The sequence below is a fragment of the Vibrio sp. M260121 genome, assembly GCF_036533715.1.
Lineage (GTDB): Bacteria > Pseudomonadota > Gammaproteobacteria > Enterobacterales > Vibrionaceae > Vibrio.
The window spans coordinates 27,984-49,025 of the sequence record NZ_JATABF010000044.1 but is presented as its reverse complement, the minus strand read 5'-3'; the positions used below and the strand labels follow the sequence as shown (position 1 = coordinate 49,025).

The following is a 21,042-nucleotide window of genomic DNA, read 5'->3' as shown; positions in this document are numbered from 1 at the left end:
TAGTGAAACCAGTCAAACAATGCGTTTACATGCAGCCTGATGGCTCGTGCTTGATGACAGGTCGTGGTAACTTTGAATGCCCAGTTCATGAAAATGGTGAATGTGGGCTATATGACAAAGAAGAGCACCGAGAACTAGAAGACACTCTTTGATTGGTGTGTTTATTTTTGGTTTGTTGTAAGTAGATTTAAAGCGAGTTTTAAAAAGGATCATGAATTCGCTTTAAATCCCTCTAACTCCTTATAGAATGGCACTTCATTCACTCTCTATTAAAAATAACATTCTAGTTAGTTTTGATTTATCACCCTCAACGCCAGCACAAACAGAAGGGCCATTTTATCCAGTAGTGGACATTCCTCTTCGTCAAAACTTGATTCTGCAATCAGAAGGCTTGGTCGGTGAACCTATCGTGTTACAAGGCAAAGTCGTGGATACAACGGGAAATCCTGTCTCAGGCATCAAAGTAGAAATCTGGCAATGCGATGGGCAGGGGATTTACGATCATCCTAAGCAGCCAAATAATGATAAGTTTGATGCTCACTTTGCAGGCTTTGGCGCTGCAGAAACTCAATCGGATGGTCGCTACTTATTCCAGACTTTGTATCCTGTGCCTTATGCCTCTCGTCCGCCGCACACTCACGTTAAGTTGTGGCAGGATAACCAAGAGCTTCTGACCACTCAGTTGTACTTAAAAGGCAATACTGGTGATGAATGGTGGGGTGGCAAAGCCCGTGATTATTTACAGTTTGAAACTATACGAATCGACGGGCGATTAACGGGCGAATTTAACTTTGTGATTGGTTAGCGAATCCAGTTAAGCCATTAACTCAACCAATTGCGCCAAGCATTCTTTATCCAGTATTGGATGAGGCTCGACGCCCGTGACCAAAACGATATCCACGGAAGGCAGCGATGGCATATCGTCTAAGATCTTGAGATCCTTGCTAACGCTAATACTGCCCATCGCACCGATAGCCATGCCTGAACGTACAATCGCTCGTTGTGCAGAGGCCGTATTGCAACACGCCAGTAGTTGATAAGGAGTGCCACGTTTGGTTAATCCGTCTACCGCTGCTGCGTGGTATTTGCAGTCGGTTTGGAATAGGGCGAGAGGGAGAGGTTGGGCGGCCTCGATGTTAAAATCAGGGTGAGTAATCCACACACCTTTGTCGCTTGCTAGCCAGTAACCTTCTTCACCGTCCGGTGCTCTTGTCACAATAGCGGCGTCTAGCTTTCCTTCATCCAGCTTTTCTCTCAAGGTGATGCTTGGCTCACTGAAAACTTGGATAGAGCATGTCGGTTCAGATTGCTGCAATACGCGGATGACTTTAGGCAGGATATTGTCGTTGTAATCTTCTGGGCAACCTAAGCGAAGAGGGCGCTTGTTTTCATAACGTTTCACTTGTTTCAGCGCTCGATTGTGCAAGCTGACCAATCGCTCGGCGTGAGAGCGTAGTGCTAATCCTGCTTCACTCAATACTAGGTTGCGACCTTCTTTTTCAAACAAACTGACGCTGAGTTCGTCCTCCAGCTTACGCATTTGTGCACTGAACGCTGATTGGGTGCGATTGATCTGCTTGGCTGCACGAGTGAAACTACCCGTTTCTACAAAAGCCAGAAAGCTGCGTAACGCATCGATATCCATATCTAAAACTCATCCATCGTTTTTGTTGAAGTGTTCCATCAAAACTATCCGTTAGTCCCATTAAATACAATCAGATATTGTGAATGGGTACTCAAAACACGAACCGCATGGAGGCGTCATGAAACTGTTTATTGCTAACCAAAACTACTCAAGCTGGTCACTGCGCGCATGGCTGATCTTTTCTCAATTCAAACTGGATGTGAAAGTCACCAAGCTCAAATTATTCACGGAAGATTTTTATAAGACCTTGGAAGATATTACACCAACGGCCAAAGTACCGACCTTGGTGGATGGCGATGCAACCGTGTGGGATTCATTAGCGATTTTGGAATACGTAAACGAGCAATACCTGCAAGGTAAAGCATGGCCAAGCAACTCCGCAGAACGGGCTAAAGCACGCGCCATCGCTTCAGAAATGCACTCGGGTTTCTTTGATTTAAGAAACGAACTCCCAATGAACATTCGCGCGCGCAGAAAAGTCGATCTAACGGATGGCGCACGTAAAGATATTGCGCGTATTGACGCCATTTGGGCAGAGCAAGCCAAGCTGCATCCGAATGGTTGGCTATTTGGAGAATGGTCAATCACCGATGCCATGTATGCACCAGTGGCATTGCGTTTCCAAACTTATGGCATAGAGCTATCGGAAGGTGCCAAAGCCTACCAACAGAAGGTGCTAGCAAGTGAAGCTTTACAGCAATGGCTGGAAGAGGCGAGCCAAGAAACGGATATCGTAGAAGAAGATGAAGCAGGGGTAGAAGCTTAACGGCACTAGAGCCTCACTTGATGGGAGGCTCTATTCAAAAACACCTTATTTACTTTTCATACATTGAAGTACTTCTGTTCGCTCGAAATGATTTTCTTCTGCGTAGCTCCCCATTAAACACCCTGTATAAAAGAGAAAAGCATTTTTCAGAGCGTCTTTACTGTCAAACTTGCCCTTTTGTTTTTTGATTTCTCGCGCCATTAATGACTGGCAGCTCTTGGTATAAGGCTCAAGAGCTTGTTCACATTTACTGGTACTATCGAACCCAAAACAGCGCTGAAAGGCGGTTTCTTTACAAACATAACTAGAACCTTTGCTGAATAAGTTTTGCATGACCAGAGCTTCCTTGATTGAGGTGAGTTCTTTCGGATCATCCATATTGACTAGCTGGAAGGCTTTTTTTGCTACCACGCTATCGCGGTAAAGTATCTCGATTTTCCAACGGCCGGACACCAGCTCGCTTTTATCGCCGAAATACCACATCGCGAGGTTACGATCATGCTTAAACATGGTGTCAGGCCAAGTGGATTCGGTGAACCCTTTGCCCGTTTTAGGATCGACAATCTTTGGATGCGTCATCCGGACGGTAATTGGGAATTTGTTGGTTTTTGCAAGGCTAGGCTCTACTTCACCCTGTGCATTCTGGGGCAACGTAACCGAGTATCGAAAGCCAATGTATTGGCCGAGTTTTGGCATCACCATTTGTGTTGGAGTCACGGTGTACTCATTTCCCTCTTGCGTTATTACACCACCTTCAATAATGCTGACACGAGGAGATAGTAGGTTTGAGATGTTTTTCTCTTCGCTTGCTTGAGAGGTCGTTGTTAGAGCTGCGGCATAAGGTGAACCCTCGACTGAAAACAGATCAAACTCATGACCTTTAGGCAATGTAATATCATAAAGTGGGTTGTTGAATGCTGTGAACTTCTTCAAGGCCAGTTGTTGAGTCAGGTCCAGTTTGGTCAATTTATTATTGTTTAGCTCTAGTGACGTTAAATTTGGGTTTTTACCCAATTGGAATTCGGCTAACTGGTTATAGTCTGCTTTGACTTCTTGCAACTGTGTCTGTTGGCTTAAGTCTAAACTGGTGAGCTTATTATTGCGCACGTTAAGGTGCTTAAGATTCGCATTTTTCGACAAATCAATCTCTTGCAATTGGTTTGATTGAAGAGATACGTGCGAAAGCTTTGGGTTATGGCTTAAGTCGATCGTAGTTAGGCTGCCATTTCCAAGAAAGAGCGTTTTGAGCTCGGAGTTTTGGCTAACGTTAAGTTCTGTCAGTTTATGGGCACTGAATCCAAGGTCACGCAACCGTGATAGGTGGCGTACGTCTATTTCTGCAATAGGCATTTTGTAGGCGTAGAGACTTTTCAGCTGCGAGTTCTTATTGATGTTGAGCTGTGTCAGGTTGTTTTCTGAAATAGTTAGAGTTTCAAGCTCTGGGTTATGAGAGAGGTCGATATCTCTCAATTGGTTGTTCGCCAAGATAAGGCGTTTGAGCTTTGGATTATGTGTAGTATCGACGCTTTTAATATTGTTATTTAAAAGAATCAAGTCTTCTAGTGCAGGGAAATATTTAATTTCTTCCACTGAGGTAATGTTATTGTTGGAGCAGTCGAGTTCGGTCAAAATGCTTGGTGAAGACGCTTCGTAGCCAGAAAAGCAATCAGCAAAGTTTGGGTCGACGAACTGAATGTCACCAATGGTTTCTGGAGTGGAACCATAAGCAAAACCGGATAACGCCAAACCACTCGTTGCCATCACCATTTTACCGGATAACCAGATTTGGTTTACCACTGACGCCTTCATATATGAATCCTTTTCGAAGTATTTTCTTTTTAGTTTTAGGCGCTCAATTGCCTTGCCGTTAGTGAATGCTGTTTCGACAATGAATAGAGCAACAATGAATAGATTTGCAGTAGTTTACGCAATTTCTCAAAATAAAACTGTAGGTAAACTACCGGAACTATTAGCTTTTTTATCTGAATTTTTCGAATGGTGATGAAAGTAACGTCAGTGGGAGGGGTTGTTTCGAAATAGCGGACTCCAGTGATGTATTCACTTAGACCCCTTTATTTCCTCTCTGTCACGGGAAGATTTGACAGTACGCTCATCGTTTTCTGATGGTAAATTAACGTCCCAATCATGCTCCTGCACTTAAACTTTGTGTTCAACGAGATCAAGAGCTATTTATACAAAAATACATCATAATGTTACAGTTTCTCAAAGTTGAGAATGTAATGCGCAAAAAGAAAGCTAGTCTCACATGGTATGTAGAAGTCACGTTATATACTGATATCTATACATTAAATCGCTCCAATAAGTTTGTTGAGTGCTATCACTTCTGAGAAGGCAGGCTGCAAACTAAACATATATCCCATTAACTAGGCCTTTCATGTTTGCAAACAATAAGAAAAATTCAACGAATCTAGTTTTGCTCTCTTTTCTTCCGAGCCTTTTCGCGCTGGCGTTTTTGTATTTCAGCATTGGTCAGTCACTTGATGAATTATCTCAGTTAAAAGCGTCGAGTGTGGTCCAAGAGGTCGATGAGATTCTGGAGTATGGTGAAGAGGCTAACAACCAATCCTTAATGCTTTTGGAGAAGCCCGATAGCTGTGAGGCTCACAGTGTGGCTTTGCGTCATTTAGTTGCGACAGTACCGTATGTACGAAGTGCCAACCTAGCCAAAGATAATGTGATTTACTGTACCTCGATCTGGGGAGACAGCCATTACCAGTACGATCTAGCAGATTACAGCTCCGGGCGTTTACGCTTAATGCATGGCAGTAAAGTCGATGCCAAACATCCTCTTATTGTGGTTCGGTCTGAGTCGGGTGAGGATACCGCATTTAGTGGTATAGACAGCCTGTACTTAAGGCAGTTGTTAGAGCCTCACGACAAGTTGCGCTCATACTTGGCTGTAGGTGAACAGTGGCTCGATAACAAAGACCTTGTGCTTAAAGTTAACCCAGCGGACAAGCTGGTCGCTTGGCATAAAGTGTCATCAGCTAACTTTCCTTACAGTGTGTATTCGGGGTTTGATTACCCTAGTATGATTTCTGCATTTTGGGAGCATGATAATCAATATATTGTTGTTATCTTAATCATTCAGACGCTATTCGCGCTTTACCTTCTGTGGCTATCAAGACGTCCATCAAACCTATATCTAGAGATAGAGAGGGCGATGGAAAACAAAGAGTTTGTCCCTTACGCGCAACCTATTTTGAACAGTGCAAACAGAGAGATTCAGGGAATTGAAATCCTTTTGCGTTGGCAGCACCCAGTCCAAGGAACGGTAAGACCGGATCTTTTCATCCCTAAAGCTGAACGCTCAGGGTTGATCCTTCCGATCACACATCAATTGATGATACATACTGCGAAAGAAATTCGCCTTTGGAAAGACAAGCTACCAAAACCTTTTCATGTTGGTGTGAATATATCACCGCAGCATTGCTCAAAAGGGACGCTTGTTAGCGCTTGCCAAGAGTTCATCGATATTGTTGACTCTAAAGACGTTACCTTGGTCTTAGAACTCACGGAAAGAGAGGCGTTAAATTACTGCGATTTAACCGATGAAATATTCACTCAGATAAAAGGTATGGGCTGTAAAATCGCAATCGATGATTTCGGTACAGGGCATTCTTCTTTGGTCAACTTGCGTAAAGTCGATTTAGATTATCTTAAGATTGATCAAACGTTTGTACGAGATATTGGCGTCGACACGATAACCGGCCACTTACTACAGAATATGATTACTTTGTCTCATGACTTGTCGTTGGATGTGGTTGCTGAAGGGGTAGAAACGGAGTTTCAAGCGGAGTACTTAAAGGAGAGGGGCGTAAGCTATCTACAAGGGTTCTTGTTTGCTAAGCCTATGCCGCTTAAAGAATTTTTGAGTAACGAGTTTGACTCTTAGACTGACCGACGCATTAAGCTAGCGCAACAGCTATGCCATTGCGCTAGTCATTCATTGGTTACATGTTCTGATAACTCGGTCCGCCGCCACCTTCTGGTGCCTTCCAAGTGATGTTTTGCGACGGATCTTTGATGTCACAGGTTTTGCAATGCACACAGTTTGCGGCGTTGATTTGGAATAACTTCTCGCCCTCTACTTCTACTACTTCATATACACCAGCAGGGCAGTAGCGCTGGCTCGGCTCATCAAACTTCTTCAAATGCACTTGAATCGGAATATGAGGATAGGCGAGTTGCAAATGGCATGGCTGGTTTTCTTCGTGCTGTGTTCCGGACAAAAACACCGATGAGGGCTTGTCGAAACTGATGATGCCATCAGGTTTCACGTATTCAATGGGTTGGCATGCGTCAATCGGTTTTAATTGTTCATGATCGAGCGAAGGATCGGTAATTGTCCACGGTATTGGTTTCTTGACTAGTGGTTGCCAGATATTGTGTTCAAATGTCGAAAGTGCACCGCCGAGTAGACTGCCGAACTTATGAATGTTCGCACCAAAGTTACGCGTCTCGCTGAGTTCTTCATACAACCATGAGCTTTCAAATCGGCTTTGGTAATCCGGTTCTGGATTTGTTTGTGTGAATGCTTCGATAATGGCTTCTGCCGCTAGCAAGCCAGATTTCATCGCAGTGTGACTGCCTTTGATTTTGGCGACGTTCAAGGTGCCTGCATCGCAACCAATTAATAGACCGCCGGGGAATTGTTGTCTCGGCAGAGAAGAAAGTCCACCCTTGGCAATAGCCCTTGCTCCGTAAGCGATGCGTTGAGCACCTTTCAAGTGTTTTTCGATCGCAGGGTGGTGCTTAAAGCGTTGAAACTCGTCAAATGGGCTCAAGTAAGGGTTGCTGTAGTTTAAGTCGACAATAAGCCCAACGGCGATTTGATTGTTTTCCATGTGATAAAGAAAACCGCCACCTGTGGTGTTCGATTCGCTCAGTGGATACCCTGCAGAATGAATCACGCTGCCTGATTGATCTTTGGCATCGGCAGGTAACTCCCAAATCTCTTTAAGCCCGAGCGCATAATGTTGCGGTTGCTTATCATCGTTTAAACCAAATCGTTGAATGAGCTCTTTACCAAGATGGCCTCGGCACCCCTCGGCGAATACGGTGTATTTGGCTTTTAACTCAATACCGGCTTCAAAGTTGGGTTTGGCTTCTCCTTTCTTGTCCACACCCATGTCGCTGGTGTTTACCCCTGTAACAGCGCCAAATGCATCGTAGTTAATCGTGGATGCAGCGAAACCGGGATAGACCTCAACGCCAAGCGATTCTGCTTGTTCTGCTAACCAACGACACAAGTTCGCTAAGCTGATGACGTAGTTGCTTTCGTCATTGTGCATTGGGTTGGGAGTAAGAAAGTGGGGAACACGAACATGATTAAGTTCTGTGGTTAGGTACAAGAAGGCATCGTTTTTTACCGCGGCGGAAAGCGGTGCGCCCATGTTTTGCCAATCAGGAAAGAGTTCGCCTAATGCACGTGTTTCGAACACCGCGCCAGATAAGATATGTGCACCAACCTCTGAACCTTTCTCGACCACACAAATAGACAGCGGTTCGCCTTCACGCTCTTGGTTGAGTTGTGCTAAGCGGCATGCTGCACTCAAACCTGCAGGTCCGGCGCCGACAATCACCACATCAAATTCCATGCATTCTCTTTCCATCTTCTTGCTTCCTTTATGCGAAACCTTTCTTTGTGTTTCAGGTGCTTCTTCTATTACGCAGTGCTCGTATAAAGAACTATAGTCCAGTTGACGTAAACGTAAACTAAACTAAGCTCAAATGGTAACGTCATAGGGCGTGATAAAGATTTTGAGTGACAATGTCACAATGCGTTTTTTGTTAGCAAGGTAATGAAAAGGCTGAGCTTTAACACCAATCTTTGTCACGCATGACCCAATTGCTAGGACGCGTATCGCTTTGCGATCTGCTAGGAGGGAATGTGAAAGTACTGGTTGCGATTAAACGTGTAATTGACCCTTACGTTAAAGTAAGAGTCAAATCTGATGGTTCCGGTGTGGAAACCAACAACGTGAAAATGACGATGAACCCATTCTGTGAAATTGCGGTGGAAGAGGCAGTACGCCTTAAAGAAGCTGGGGTAGCAGAGGAGGTGTTGGTGGTGTCGATTGGTGACACCAGTTGTCAGGAACAATTGCGCTCAGCGCTCGCATTAGGTGCGGATCGTGCGATTCATATTGATGTTGAACAGTCACCAGAACCGCTTGCGGTCGCGAAGTTACTCAAAGCTGTGATGGAGCAAGAGCAGGCTCAATTGGTGCTTCTGGGTAAACAGTCAATCGATACGGATAACAACCAAGTCGCGCAAATGATGGCGGCACTGACGAATCGTCCGCAGGGGACATTTGCATCGGAAGTGAAAGTCGAAGGGGAAACGGTTCTTGTTACTCGAGAAATCGACGGTGGTTTAGAAACGCTCAAACTGGATCTGCCTGCGATCATCAGTACGGATTTGCGATTAAATGAACCGCGTTATGCCTCTCTACCGAATATCATGAAAGCGAAGAAGAAGCCGCTATCGGTAATGACGCCAGACTTCTTTGGTGTGAGTGTCGAACGCTCTCAACTCGTACTTGAAGTCATGACACCGCCTGCACGAAAAGCGGGCGAAATGGTAGGCAGTGTGAGCGAGTTAGTCGACAAGCTCAAAAACGAAGCGAAAGTGATTTAGGAGGCATAATCATGGAAAACAAACCGTTAGCAACCTTGGTCATTGTGGAACACGATAACCAATCACTTTCAGTGGACACATTACGCGCATTGAGTGCGGCTTCTGATATTCAACAAGACGGTACACCTTTGCCTGTAACGGCGTTGCTTATCGGCCATCATTGCAGTTCAGTATTGGGTGAGTTGAAGTGTGTACAAGGTATTTCGCAGATCATCGCGATTGATGCTGCCGAATATCAGCATCCGTTGGCAGAAAACCTGTCGACATTAATTGCCGACGTTGGTAAGGATTTTTCTCATATCCTAGCTCCTGCGAGTACTTTTGGTAAAAACCTAATGCCTCGTGTCGCTGCATTGCTGAATGTTGGGCAGCTGTCGGATGTGATTGCGATTGAATCGCCTGATACGGTTGTTCGTCCAATCTATGCCGGTAATGCGTTAGCCAGAGTTCGTTCGGACGATACAGCCAAAGTGATGACGATTCGAAGCTCAGCGTTTGACGCTATTGCTGTGTCTGACTCACCAGTAGCCGAGAATGTCGTGACGTTAGAAACGGTCATTAAGGCAGATCACAGTGAGTTTGTTTCACAGCAAAAAGCGGAAAGCGAAAGACCAGAACTACCGGCGGCAAACGTTGTTGTCTCGGGTGGTCGAGGGTTAGGCAGTAAAGAGAATTTCGCGCTGGTGGAACAGCTTGCCGACAAGCTTGGTGGTGCAATTGGCGCATCACGTGCTGCGGTAGATGCAGGCTTTGTCTCTAACGATTTGCAAGTTGGGCAAACGGGTAAGATTGTTGCGCCTCAGCTGTACATTGCTGTGGGTATTTCTGGGGCGATTCAGCATTTGGCTGGGATGAAAGATTCCAAGGTAATTGTGGCGATCAACAGTGATCCAGAAGCGCCAATCTTCCAAGTCGCAGACTATGGCTTGGTCGGTGATTTGTTTGAGATTATGCCGGAGTTGCTGGAGAAGGTTTAAGTTCGGTATTTCGGGCGTTATTCCCTAGAGTGAAGAATGAGCGAGTAGGGAATCCCTTCATGCTCGCTACTTTAAGTCGTCATTCTGAACAGCGAGGAACGAGCGTGATTCAGAATCTGCTATCAAAGTGCGCTGTGGGTTCATTGCTACGAAAGACCCTCGGTGTTCGGTGTTCGTTGTTCTTAGATTCCTAGTCGCGCTTAGGTTTGCTGGAATGACGCGCTAGAGTTTCCTTCTAAGTATCAGATTGTTACGGTGCTTCTTTTTGAGTACACACCACACAGCGTCATTCGCCAGAACGAAGAATGAGCGATCAGGGAATCTCTTCCTTACTCACTACTTTAAGTCGTCATTTTGAACAGTGAGGAACGAGCGTGATTCAGAATCTGCTATCAAAATGCGCTTTGGGCTCATTGCTACGAAAGCCCTTCGGTGTTCGTTGTTCTTAGATTCCTAGTCGCGCTTAGGCTTGCTGGAATGACGCGCTAGAGTTTCCTTATGAAAATCAGATTCTTGAGGCGATTCTTGTTGAGTGCAGACAAAACAGCGTCATTCCTTAGAATGAAGAATGAAGAATGAAGAATGAACGGGAAGGGGATCTCCTTCTTGCTCACTACTTTAAGTCGTCATTCTGAACAGCGAGGAACGAGCGTGATTCAGAATCTATTGTCAAAGTGCACGGTTGGTATATCGCTATGAAAGCCCTTCAGTGCACTTTGCCATTAGATTCCTAGTCGCGCTTAGGCTTGCTGGAATGACGCGCTAGAATTTCTGTGAAATCAGGTTTTTACGGCGCTTTTTGTTGATTACAGACCAAACAGCGTCATTCCCTAGAGTGAAGAATGAACGAGTAGGGAGTCTCTCTTTAAATTCATCCTCAAAACAAAGGGCTTCCAATCGGAAGCCCTTTTGTTATTCATGGCAAAAGCTGCTTAAACGCTCGGTTTTCTCAAGTGCTCTGCCAGTACTTTTGTGAACCTTGCTGCTTCACCACCAGTACATGCTCGGTGGTCAAACGTAATCGACAGCGGCATGGCTTTCACTGCTACAGCTTGCTCGTCTCGAATTACGACTTTCTCAATGATTCGACCTGCACCGACAATCGCGACTTGTGGTGGCGTGACCACAGGCGTTGCGTAAATGCCTGCAATTGCGCCAAAGTTTGAGAGCGTAATGGTGGCGTGCTGCAACTGCTCACGACCGATCTTACGTTCACGTATGCCTTGTACAGTTTGGTCTAACCAACGACGTACTTCTTGAGGCTCATATTCGTCGGCATGTCGCAGAACAGGCACGTACAAACCGTGTCGACTGTCTACGGCAATACCAATATTCACCGTGCTGTGAACACAACGCGTCATAGTTTCAGCATCGAACCATGCATTCATGGCTGGTTCTTCCTGACACGCATGCACAATGGCTTGGACCAGACGAATACTGATGTCTTCACCTTGCTTCCAGCCATCTAAGACAGCTTCCTCAGTAATGGTCACTGCCGCGACATTGTGATGGGATTCCGCCATGGTTGATACCATGGTTCGGCGTGCGCCTTTAAGTACTTCTGTACCGGGGCGTTGTTTGCCTGCTTCATCGTAGATATCGGCATCGACGATCAAACCATCCGGACCGCTGCCTTTGACCAACTCCAAATCCACACCCAGTTTCTTCGCTAATAGGCGAGCAGAAGGTAGGGCAGTGATGAGGTTATCTGGCGATGGATTGTGTTCGCCACCAATCCAGAAATCGTCGACATTCACGCTGTGCGCATGTTGGGATACATTACCGACCACGGTTGCCGCATCGGCAGTTTGTTTTTTCTCGGAGACGGTTTGCTCTGCACCCGTTTCATCGATTTCCAGAAGTAGAGCACCGATGTTGATTACGTCGCCTTCTTCACCATGGCGACTCACGATGCGACCGCCATAAGGAGCAGGGACGTCCACGGTTGCTTTTGCGGTTTCAACAGTAAGCACCACTTGATCCAGCTTGACCATATCGCCAACACTAATATGCCATTTCACAATTTCTGACTCAGCGAGACCCTCGCCGAGATCGGGTAAGTTAAATGTCTTCATTTCCAATCCTCCACGAGTTCGCGCGCGGCGAGCACAATGTCTTCTTCCTGAATCATGTAATAATCTTCGTTGCGGTAGTACGGCATGATGGTATCCATACCTGTGACGCGTTTTGGTGGCGCTTTGAGTAGGCACATCGCATGTTCTGCGGTTCTGGCTAACAGCTCTGAGCCGACACCACAGGTTTTGCTGGCTTCATGTACCACCAAGAGGCGTCCGGTTTTCTCTAGTGAACGGAAGATGGTCGCGGTATCAATGGGTTTGATGCTGGCTAAATCAATCACCTCAACTTCGATACCTTGATTGGACAGCGTTTGAGCTGCTTGCAGTGATTCGACAACACACGCTCCCCAAGTCACTAACGTAATGTCGCGACCTTTGCGAAGGGTAAAGCAAGTGTCGAGAGGTAGCGCTTCGCCGTTATCCACCACTTCAGATTTCACTGTGCGATAGATACGTTTTGGCTCAAAGAACATTACCGGATCGTTGCTTCGAATAGCTGCTAGAAGCAAACCGTAAGCGCGTTGTGGTGATGAAGGAATCACAACCTTAAAACCTGCAGTATGAGCAAACAATGCTTCGACACTTTCGGAGTGGTGTTCTGGTGCGTGAATACCGCCACCAAAGGGCGCGCGGAACACTGCAGGGCAGGTGAGTCGACCACGAGTACGGTTACGCATTCGCGCCGCGTGGCACATTAAATGTTCTAATGCAGGGAAGACAAAGCCTTGGAATTGAAACTCTGCCACAGGTCGTAGACCTTGCGTTGCCATACCGACAGTGACACCGCCAATAAGCGCTTCAGCAAGAGGTGTGTCTATAACGCGCTTAAGACCGTACTTTTGCTTGAGTCCAACTGTGGTGCGGAATACACCGCCGTTGTCACCCACATCTTCACCTAGGACGATGACATTCGGATCGTGTTCCATTTCATGGTGCAGTGCGAGGTTCACTGCTTCAACTAGCGTGAGTTCAGCCATGTTTCCCTCCCTGCATTCGCATTGCTTTGTTGATTAGCTCATCCCTTTGCGCATGAAGCTCTTGGGGTAGGGATTCATAAAGGAAATCGAAGCCCGTTTCAGGTGCTTGATTTGGCATGTTGAGATAACGTTCAACGGCGAGTTCTACTTGTTCTTTACAGTGGGCTTGCCACTCTTGCTCTTTCTCGTTACTCCAAACGCCTTGATTGGTGAGAAAGGCTTTAAGTCGACGAACTGGTTCATATTGCCAAGCCGTTTGAACCTCGTCCTCGTTTCGATAACGGGTCGCGTCGTCGGCGGTGGTGTGATCGCTCAGGCGGTAACTTATTGCTTCAATTAACGTTGCGCCTTTGCCTTTTCTGGCTCGTTCGAGGGCAGTCATTGTTGCATCAAACACCGCGACGACATCGTTGCCATCCACCGTAATACCGGGGATGCCAGCACCTTTGGCTTTTTCTGAGAGAAATTCCGCAGCACATTGCAAGCTACGTGGCACGGAAATCGCCCATTGGTTGTTGTTCACCACAAAGACTAATGGGATGTTCCATGCGCCCGCACAGTTAATGGATTCAAGGAAGTCGCCTTTGGAAGTGCCGCCATCGCCGCACATCACCAAAGCCGCATCGTGATTGCCTTGGATTTTCAGTGCTGCTGCAACACCAACGGCATGGGTACACTGGGTTGCGATTGGGACACAGAAGGGCAGATCTTTGCTAGGAAAAGGGCTGCCTTCAGGAGCGAAGTCGCTGCCGCGTTCATCGCCTCCCCAGTATTGCAGGTTCTTTTCCATTCCTATGCCACGACACCACATGGCGGGCATGTCGCGATAATAAGGAACAAACACATCACTGGCTTTTAGCGCTCTGCCTACCGCTATCCCAACGGCTTCCGAGCCAAGGTGTGATGGGTAGGTGCCTAATTTACCAGTGCGCTGCAAGGCAACGGCTTTGTTATCGTAGGTGCGAGTTAATATCATGTCTTGATAAAACCCGACCAATATTTCGAGATCAGCCCAGTTGGGTAGTTGGCTGACGAGGTTCCCATCATGGTCGATAAACCGATGCATGGGTAATGCCTGAACGTTCATCTCAAGCTCCTTTTGACGCTGCGGGTCTTTTGGACTGCAGCTGCTCATTGTTTCGATCTCAGCCTGTATGGGTACTCAGGCTTTGATATCAGCGCAAAAGGTCATACCTAGGATTGCAGTTGTTTTGATAGTTATCGACGCTTTTGGTGCTCGTCTCCTAACAAAAGTGTGTTCTGGTAAATCACAAGGCGTCATTTATTACTGCTGTTTACACCGCCTAATCCAGTGATGAATCTTGGTATAACCAGATACAGTAAGTGTAAACAAATTGTTAAATTATGCTTTAATTTGAGTTGTAATCCACAGTAAAGTTTCGCTTACACCGTACTTTTCTAGGATAAAACACTGCTTTCTTGAATTGTACGTTTTCGAAGTTGAAGGGAATCACTGAGTTTGACAGGAAATTTGTAATAAAATTATGCTGTAAAATTCGACAGGTTGAGTGATTTATCAACCATATCCGCGCAGATCCAGTAACACGTTAATCTCTCCGTCACGCTTTGACGATAGATTTGAATTTGTCGCTTCCCTCGAAAGTTGAATGCAGGTAGTGTGGCGACTAATGAAAGTCAGTGATACGCATGGAGAAGTTATGTACCACATTCATGTTTACTTCCCGCTTCAGCAGCAGGATAAAGCTCAAGCCTTGAATGAGATCATTCGTCAAGAACGCCAAGATGTTTTGCGCGTTTTCCCTTTAGTGTGCAAGTTGGTTGGTCCACATAAGATGCCGATGTTTGAGCTGCATGTTGAATCGATAAGTGATGAGTTTATCGCATGGCTTGATACCATTCGTGGCGGTTTTTCGGTTCTGATTCATCCTGTCAGTGACAACGAGCTGCGTGATCATACCGAGCGTGCGATTTGGTTAGGTCGTGAGCTTGGCGTATTTGAAGAAAAGCTCGAAGCATAATTCGTTTGGGTAGACCGTTCCTTTCCCTCCTATTTGGTCTATCCAGATTCAGCAATTCCATCCATCGTGTGCTAAACCTTAATAACGGTAGTGATAAAGTAGTCACTGCCGTTTTGAGTATATTTATGATGTTTAACAATGCATTAAAACAAGATTAAGCACAAAAACAGGGAAGTGCAGTTTACGACCCCAACGCCATTGGCAGTGGAAAAGGACATTTCTGGAGGGGAAAGGGTATGCTTACAATACTCTTAGTAGCACTTGCGCTGTATATTTTCTGGTTGTTGTTTCGTAACGGTCCTGCGTTCGCAGAGCGAGTGCCAAACAAAAAACGTAACTGGGTCGGACCAACGTCAAATCAAAAAGAATGGCAGGGCTATTGCTCCGAAGTCTTTCAGCCATTTAGCTCTCAAACTACCTTTTATGCCATCGCGTATTTTGCCAATTTTGTCGCTGCGGCAAACGCCATTTCCTGGTCGATAGTGTACGAGGGCGATTACTCCGTCATCATCAGTCGCTTTGGCAGCTACTTCATTCTCAACACGCACGATGCCTTGGTAATATCGGGGTTCGTCGCACTGGCGTGTTTCATCATTAATTGGCAAATGGCGGTACACTGCGCGGGGATCATGAGCCAGTATTTGGTGCGAATCTTAATCATCAATCGTACGCGCTTCGTTGCGATCAGTTTGGTGTTCTGCAGTTACTTTGCTTACTTGCTAACTGTCGGCATTTTCTGGTTGTTCCACGACGGATACTCCATTTGGCATGGGCTTACGCTCACTCCGGTATTTCTGCTGTTGGCTTTGTTGCTTGCGGTTGTGTTGCCATCAATGAAGAAAGAACCTGCCGAGAAAGAGTAAGCGCCACTTATTTCATTGAGTTGCGGTAGTAATTCCACTGAGGTTGAGGTAGGATTGCCGACCTTTTTTCGTCAGTGGGAGGACTTATGTATATCGGCTTTGACTACGGCACCGCGAACTGTTCGGTGGCGAAAATGGAACAAGGTGAACCGCAACTTTTAAACCTTGAAGGGAATAGCCCTTACATTCCTTCCACCCTTGCTGCTCCAACGCGTGAGTCGGTGTCTGAACACTTGTTCCGTCATCGCAGCATCAAACCTTTCGATCAGGTTGGTGAGCAGGTTTTGCGTCGCGCGATCAACCTTAATCGTGAAGAAAGCATTGAACTTGAGCCAGAAGACATGGCGTTTGGTCAAGCGGCATTGAATCGCTACTTGGAAGATCCTCGCGATATCTATTACGTGAAGTCACCAAAGTCTTTCCTCGGTGCTTCTGGTCTGCGTGATGTTCAGCTGAGTTTCTTTGAAGATCTGGTTTGCGCCATGATGGACAACATCAAAGCGCAAGCAGAGAACAGTGCGCAGCAAATTATTACTGATGCAGTGATTGGCCGTCCGATCAACTTCCACGGTCGTGGCGGTGAGACGGCGAACATTCAAGCGGAAGGCATTCTTTTAAGAGCAGCAAAACGTGCTGGTTTTCAGAACATCGAATTCCAATTTGAACCGGTAGCGGCAGGTCTGGAATACGAAGCAACGCTAACCGAAGATAAAACCATACTAGTGGTCGATATCGGTGGTGGTACGACAGACTGTTCTTTGATTCAGATGGGACCATCTTGGCGAGGTAAAGCTGACCGTACCGCAAGTCTGTTGGCGCACAGTGGTCAACGTATTGGTGGTAACGATTTGGATATCGCGTTGGCGTTCAAACAACTGATGTTCCCATTCGGTATGGAGAGCAAGATGGAATCGGGCATCATGATGCCAACCACGCAGTTCTGGAACCCAATTGCGATCAACAATGTGGAAGCGCAGAGCGATTTCTACTCACGTGAAAACTTATCGGCATTGAAACTGCTGCACAAGCAAGCGCAAGAGCCAGAGAAGCTGGCTCGTTTGCTAGAGGTTTACCATGAGTCGCTGGGCTACAACATCGTGCGTCGTGCAGAAGAAGCCAAAGTCGCGTTGTCTGACCAAGCGACTTACCGTGCGGGCATTAACTTGTTGTCTGAGTTGATTGAAGTCGATGTTCAACGTGATGAGATGATCGAAGCGATTGAATCACCGAAGAATAAGATGACGGCTTTGGTTACTGAAGCAGTAGAGCAAGCGGGCGTGAAACCGGATGCGATCTTTATGACAGGCGGTTCGGCACGTTCACCTATTTTGCGTGATGCAGTGCAGACAGTATTGCCAAACATTCCTGTGGTGAGTGGCAACTACTTTGGTTCGGTCACCGCAGGTCTTGCGCGCTGGGCAGAGGTTTGCTTTAAGTAAGACTGAGTTAGCTGTGATTAGATTCCTGATCTCGCCTAGGCTCGTCGGAATGACGAGGGTGGAGTTTGGCTAATGTGATGAGAACTAAGCCACTCAAACTTTGACAGAAGATTAAATAGGGTCATTCCCTAGAGCGAGGAACGAGCGAGTAGGGAATCTCTAAAGTGCACATCGGTACAACCAAAGGTGCACACGACTAGAATCATAGGTACCAAAAGCAAAAGAGCCCGCTGAAGTAGCGGGCTCTTTTCGTTTAAGCGATTAGTGATGGTGCGTGTGCTTTTCCATGTGGTCTTTCTTCTCAACTGCCATTTCTACTTCCACTTTACCTGCTTTTTTGAACGTCAAAGTCACAGGGAAACGGTCGCCTTCTTTTAGCGTTTGGGTTGGGTTGAAGATCATTAGATGGAAGCTACCTGGCTTGAACTCCACTTTCTGCTGAGGCTCTACCACGACTTCATCAATCTTAATCATCTTCATCATGCCGTCTTCTTTCGTGTGAGTATGAATCTCCACACGGTCAGCAATCGGTGTTGAAGCCGCAATCAGCGCGTCATCAGCGTCACCTAGGTTGCTTAACTGAAAGAAACCGCCAATCACAGGGGCATTTGGTGGCGCTTCGCGGCTCCAAGGATGATCGATATGAATCTTGCCTGCTTCGTATTCGTGAGCAAGGCTGAGTGGGCTTGCCAATAAAGCGATAAGAGCGATGGCTGTGGTTTTCATCAGTTTGATCATTTGTGTTTTCCTTTTTAAATCTGGCTGTTCTCTATCGGTTCTACGATAGAATTAATACGTTATGTTTATTTACCGACTACTTCGTTGAGTATTTAGGTGTGGAAAACACAAGGCGGAGATTGCTTGGGCGCTACGTATTTGTAAACTTTTCTTCCGCAAGCTGCGAAATGATAGGGAGTGAAAACGTGCTTGGTGCGTCTTAACCAAGAGAGCGTAGTCAGATACAGACCGAACGCGATAGCGATAAAGAATTGCGCCGCTTGTAATAATGGACATTCAAACTGAAAGCCATCGTGCAGGCTAAGATCTTGAACAAATTCAGAATTGGGCAGTGCGTTGGCTTCAATCAGTTCGTTAATATCCACCCATTTAAAGCCATCAGCGGTACACAGCAACACCTTTTCATCTTGAACTTGGTTTAGCCAATTTTCGCTGTGGATTTGCGTAGGGTTCAGTGCCGCAGTCGACGTTAGGTACAGCTGAAACAGCACAGCAATGATGATCATGACTGCGCTTATCGCTTTCTTTCCATGCTGTGTTCTGAGTGTGTCCATACGACTTTTTATTATGAAGCGGAGATACGCCAATTGGCTGTAAGACTATGTTTCGGCGCAGGATAGTAACAAACGAACATCAAATTGTAATCGCGAGTTTATAAAAAGGTGATGTGAGTGTGTTTTATTTGTTTTGCGGTTTTTTATTCTGAGAACACATATCGCAAAGATTTATCGTTCGGAAAGCTTTCAAACCTATTGGTGCGCTGAATGTCGCAAATTGAGCTGGTGATTTTGCGTGCTAGAATCGCACTGATTCAATTCAAACTGATTATCTATTCCTCACTTGTTTTCCATTAACGGAATTATGACAGTAATTTAATAAAGGATACGGTATTCTCCGCACCTTTGTAGTTGCTTGAAGCGCCCGTCACATAAGGGCTGCGGAATCTTAAGAAATTTCTCCAATGAAATACGAACAACAGATCGGATATCGATATCCTAAAGGTCGATTTGCTATGGTGAGCGTGTACGCGTTCACTGGCGCTGCGATTTTAGCATCGACTATTTTTTCTCTTTTACTGTTTTTGTCGATTGACGAAAACCCAATGATGCAGGCGCTATTTGGCGGTCTGGCCATCATCTTCGAAGCGGGTAAGTTTTACGCTTGGTATGAATACGGTGAGCGTCGTGCACACAGAAACTACACCGGGGCCCTCACGGCGTTAGTGTTCTATTTGGTGTTGGCTGCTATTTCTATCGGCGGCAGTATCGGTGGCATCAACAGTGCAACCAACAGTGCTCAAAGCCATATCTCGGTAGAACAAGCGAAAGTCGAAGCGTATAACCGCCAGATTGCGTCCATCGATAAGCAGATTGAGCTAAACAACATGGCGGCGCAAAAGTACATTGAGATGGAGCGCATCGCGACTGGCGTAACGCGCATTCAAGAGCAGAACAAGAAACTACGTGAAGAGCAGCAACGTTTGGCAACAGAGCGAGATAGCTTACCGCCAGTGGCGCAAGGTTCCGTGATTGGTTTGATCGACAGCTTAGCAAAAGCATTTGGAACGACCTCTTCTCAAGCGCAGCTGGGCTTGGTGGTGTTCTTATCTATCTTGTTGGATTTCTTTGCTGCTTTCTTTGTGGGTTTGATTGGTGAAGAGAACCGTTTCCGTCATTTCTTCCGTCGTAACGATGGTATAACGCTAGCAAACGTTCGAGATATTGAGCCGGAGCCAGCAGGATACCTACCTCATATCAAAGAGGAAGCTGAGCCGGAAGCGCAACAAGAGCTTGAGTCAGAAGAGCCAAAAACATTATTAGAGCAGGTGAGTGATGCGTTAAAAGGTCACCAAATCACTTGCACTAAAAAGGCAGTAGCCAAGCAATTCAGACTCTCGGCAGAAGAGGTCGACAAAGTGTTTGAAGAACTAGCCGAACTTGGCTTAGTCGGTAAAAAAGCCAACCACCATTACCATTGGATTGGTCAAACCGAAGCGGCTTAAGCATTCCGAACAAAAAAACAAAGGAGCGTCTAGATGGACGCTCTTTTCATTTACTCTAAATCGATATTTCACCAATCGACTCACTTCAGGCTGACGATTAATCAGTGATGATCTTCTTGGTTGTGTTTTTAATAGGTTTCTTCTCTTTCTCTGGCATTGCAGCGTCGACGGCCTTACCTGCAAGTCCTTCCTCGGGTAGCGCGTCTTTACCGGCTTCCACCGTGCTGTCTTTTAAGGCTTCTTTTGGTGTGCATCGACCACCGACTCCCACTACCGCTTTAGTGGCTGTTGCTTTGGCTGCTTTTTCTGCGTCACAGTCTGGGTCCAATACGCCAGCGTCCGCAGAGGTTGCGCCAAATAGGAGGAGAAGTAGGGCAAGGTTACGTTTGCTCATTACAGTTACCGTATTCATGTAAACATCAATTAAGTGTAACTGAGTGTGGTGAGTTTGCAGGAAAAGAAAAGTGCCGCCGACGCGACACTTGAGAGTTTCTGTTGTAATTTCGGAACTTTAGTCGTTCGCGAGTTCAATTTCTCTTGCGATATTTTGATCGTTAATTACTACGCCATCGACTTCGATCGTCGCACCATCTAATTGCGCTTCTTGTACGCCATCGAGCTGGGTATTGGTATCAATCACCACCGTTTTGGTTTGGAATTCTGGCCCATGATCGTTTTGACAAGCCAGCACGAAAGTTCGGGAGTTTGCGTCGTAACTGTTTACTAAGCCTGTGCACTCAAAAGACTCCAATCGCTCTGGTGTGTTGTCGCTGTTTGCCGCCGCGAAACTGCTTGCTGAAGCACAAGCACCGAAAAGCATAATTAGAGGCAGTGTCATTTTACGCATTGGTAATCCCTCATTTGGTTGTACGTATTTAAAAAGGATAATAGAG

The 21,042-nt window shown here is 46.2% G+C and carries 19 protein-coding genes; 9 read left to right on the top strand and 10 right to left on the bottom strand.

Going from position 1 to position 21,042, the window contains the following annotated elements; all coding sequences use genetic code 11:
* Positions 1-247: 247 nt before the first annotated feature.
* Entirely contained in the window at positions 248-805 is a 558-nt protein-coding gene (locus QTO06_RS20280; protein ID WP_331409547.1) for a protocatechuate 3,4-dioxygenase, read from the top strand.
* A gap of 9 nt (positions 806-814) precedes the next feature.
* Here the strand turns inward: QTO06_RS20280 and QTO06_RS20275 are convergent, their stop codons facing one another.
* Complete coding sequence (locus tag QTO06_RS20275; RefSeq protein WP_331409545.1) at positions 815-1,645, bottom strand: LysR family transcriptional regulator; 831 nt, start codon at positions 1,643-1,645, stop codon at positions 815-817.
* Between the two features lie 118 nt (positions 1,646-1,763).
* Here QTO06_RS20275 and QTO06_RS20270 point away from each other — a divergent pair, with 118 nt between their 5' ends.
* Complete coding sequence (locus QTO06_RS20270; RefSeq protein ID WP_331409543.1) at positions 1,764-2,411, top strand: glutathione S-transferase family protein; 648 nt, start codon at positions 1,764-1,766, stop codon at positions 2,409-2,411.
* Positions 2,412-2,456: 45 nt separating this feature from the next.
* On the opposite strand, the gene QTO06_RS20265 is transcribed toward QTO06_RS20270, so the two are convergent.
* Complete coding sequence (locus tag QTO06_RS20265) at positions 2,457-4,220, bottom strand: leucine-rich repeat domain-containing protein (protein ID WP_331409541.1); 1,764 nt, start codon at positions 4,218-4,220, stop codon at positions 2,457-2,459.
* A gap of 586 nt (positions 4,221-4,806) precedes the next feature.
* Here QTO06_RS20265 and QTO06_RS20260 point away from each other — a divergent pair.
* Complete coding sequence (locus QTO06_RS20260; RefSeq protein WP_331409540.1) at positions 4,807-6,327, top strand: EAL domain-containing protein; 1,521 nt, start codon at positions 4,807-4,809, stop codon at positions 6,325-6,327.
* A 58-nt stretch (positions 6,328-6,385) separates the two neighbouring features.
* Here QTO06_RS20260 and QTO06_RS20255 read toward each other — a convergent pair whose 3' ends face one another.
* The gene (locus QTO06_RS20255; protein WP_331409538.1) at positions 6,386-8,047 is read right to left on the bottom strand and encodes an electron transfer flavoprotein-ubiquinone oxidoreductase; all 1,662 of its coding nucleotides are present in this window, start codon (positions 8,045-8,047) and stop codon (positions 6,386-6,388) included.
* A gap of 278 nt (positions 8,048-8,325) precedes the next feature.
* On the opposite strand from QTO06_RS20255, the gene QTO06_RS20250 reads away from it, so the two are divergent.
* A complete protein-coding gene (locus tag QTO06_RS20250) occupies positions 8,326-9,075 on the top strand; it encodes an electron transfer flavoprotein subunit beta/FixA family protein (protein ID WP_331409536.1) in 750 nt (249 codons plus the stop codon).
* 11 nt (positions 9,076-9,086) lie between these two features.
* Positions 9,087-10,052 carry an electron transfer flavoprotein subunit alpha/FixB family protein gene (locus QTO06_RS20245; RefSeq protein WP_331409535.1) on the top strand — a complete coding sequence of 322 codons (966 nt, stop codon included), beginning with the start codon at positions 9,087-9,089 and terminating at the stop codon, positions 10,050-10,052.
* A 932-nt stretch (positions 10,053-10,984) separates the two neighbouring features.
* Here the strand turns inward: QTO06_RS20245 and QTO06_RS20240 are convergent.
* From QTO06_RS20240 to pdhA, 3 genes are read right to left on the bottom strand one after another with little or no spacing between them, the layout of a single operon-like run.
* Positions 10,985-12,127 carry a dihydrolipoamide acetyltransferase family protein gene (locus tag QTO06_RS20240; RefSeq protein WP_331409534.1) on the bottom strand — a complete coding sequence of 381 codons (1,143 nt, stop codon included), beginning with the start codon at positions 12,125-12,127 and terminating at the stop codon, positions 10,985-10,987.
* The gene (locus QTO06_RS20235) at positions 12,124-13,107 is read right to left on the bottom strand and encodes an alpha-ketoacid dehydrogenase subunit beta (protein WP_050924385.1); all 984 of its coding nucleotides are present in this window, start codon (positions 13,105-13,107) and stop codon (positions 12,124-12,126) included. The genes QTO06_RS20240 and QTO06_RS20235 overlap by 4 nt, the downstream gene beginning before the upstream one ends.
* On the bottom strand, positions 13,100-14,194 hold the full coding sequence (pdhA, locus tag QTO06_RS20230) for a pyruvate dehydrogenase (acetyl-transferring) E1 component subunit alpha (RefSeq protein ID WP_061011046.1): 1,095 nt from the start codon (positions 14,192-14,194) through the stop codon (positions 13,100-13,102). Before pdhA ends, QTO06_RS20235 begins: the two co-directional genes overlap by 8 nt.
* Positions 14,195-14,786: 592 nt before the next feature.
* On the opposite strand from pdhA, the gene QTO06_RS20225 reads away from it, so the two are divergent.
* The 3 genes from QTO06_RS20225 to yegD all read left to right on the top strand — a co-directional run bounded on the left by QTO06_RS20225 (position 14,787) and on the right by yegD (position 17,409).
* Positions 14,787-15,107, top strand: a complete 321-nt coding sequence (locus QTO06_RS20225) for a DOPA 4,5-dioxygenase family protein (RefSeq protein ID WP_005450131.1) — start codon at positions 14,787-14,789, stop codon at positions 15,105-15,107.
* A 236-nt stretch (positions 15,108-15,343) separates the two neighbouring features.
* Positions 15,344-15,970, top strand: a complete 627-nt coding sequence (locus QTO06_RS20220; RefSeq protein ID WP_009696323.1) for a hypothetical protein — start codon at positions 15,344-15,346, stop codon at positions 15,968-15,970.
* An 86-nt stretch (positions 15,971-16,056) separates the two neighbouring features.
* Positions 16,057-17,409 carry a molecular chaperone gene (yegD, locus tag QTO06_RS20215; protein ID WP_050925077.1) on the top strand — a complete coding sequence of 451 codons (1,353 nt, stop codon included), beginning with the start codon at positions 16,057-16,059 and terminating at the stop codon, positions 17,407-17,409.
* Positions 17,410-17,670: 261 nt separating this feature from the next.
* Here yegD and QTO06_RS20210 read toward each other — a convergent pair whose 3' ends face one another.
* Together QTO06_RS20210 and QTO06_RS20205 are read right to left on the bottom strand one after the other, a co-directional pair.
* A complete protein-coding gene (locus tag QTO06_RS20210) occupies positions 17,671-18,147 on the bottom strand; it encodes a copper chaperone PCu(A)C (protein ID WP_038893699.1) in 477 nt (158 codons plus the stop codon).
* Positions 18,148-18,239: 92 nt separating this feature from the next.
* Positions 18,240-18,701 (bottom strand): hypothetical protein, encoded by a 462-nt coding sequence (locus tag QTO06_RS20205; RefSeq protein ID WP_331409532.1) that lies wholly within the window; start codon positions 18,699-18,701, stop codon positions 18,240-18,242.
* Between the two features lie 407 nt (positions 18,702-19,108).
* On the opposite strand from QTO06_RS20205, the gene QTO06_RS20200 reads away from it, so the two are divergent.
* Positions 19,109-20,149 carry a Preprotein translocase subunit SecY gene (locus QTO06_RS20200; RefSeq protein ID WP_331409531.1) on the top strand — a complete coding sequence of 347 codons (1,041 nt, stop codon included), beginning with the start codon at positions 19,109-19,111 and terminating at the stop codon, positions 20,147-20,149.
* Positions 20,150-20,246: 97 nt separating this feature from the next.
* Here QTO06_RS20200 and QTO06_RS20195 read toward each other — a convergent pair whose 3' ends face one another.
* Together QTO06_RS20195 and QTO06_RS20190 are read right to left on the bottom strand one after the other, a co-directional pair.
* Positions 20,247-20,543, bottom strand: coding sequence for a hypothetical protein (locus tag QTO06_RS20195; protein ID WP_045487290.1), 297 nt, complete (start codon positions 20,541-20,543; stop codon positions 20,247-20,249).
* A gap of 117 nt (positions 20,544-20,660) precedes the next feature.
* Positions 20,661-20,996, bottom strand: coding sequence for a hypothetical protein (locus tag QTO06_RS20190; protein WP_199436880.1), 336 nt, complete (start codon positions 20,994-20,996; stop codon positions 20,661-20,663).
* Positions 20,997-21,042: the final 46 nt, after the last annotated feature.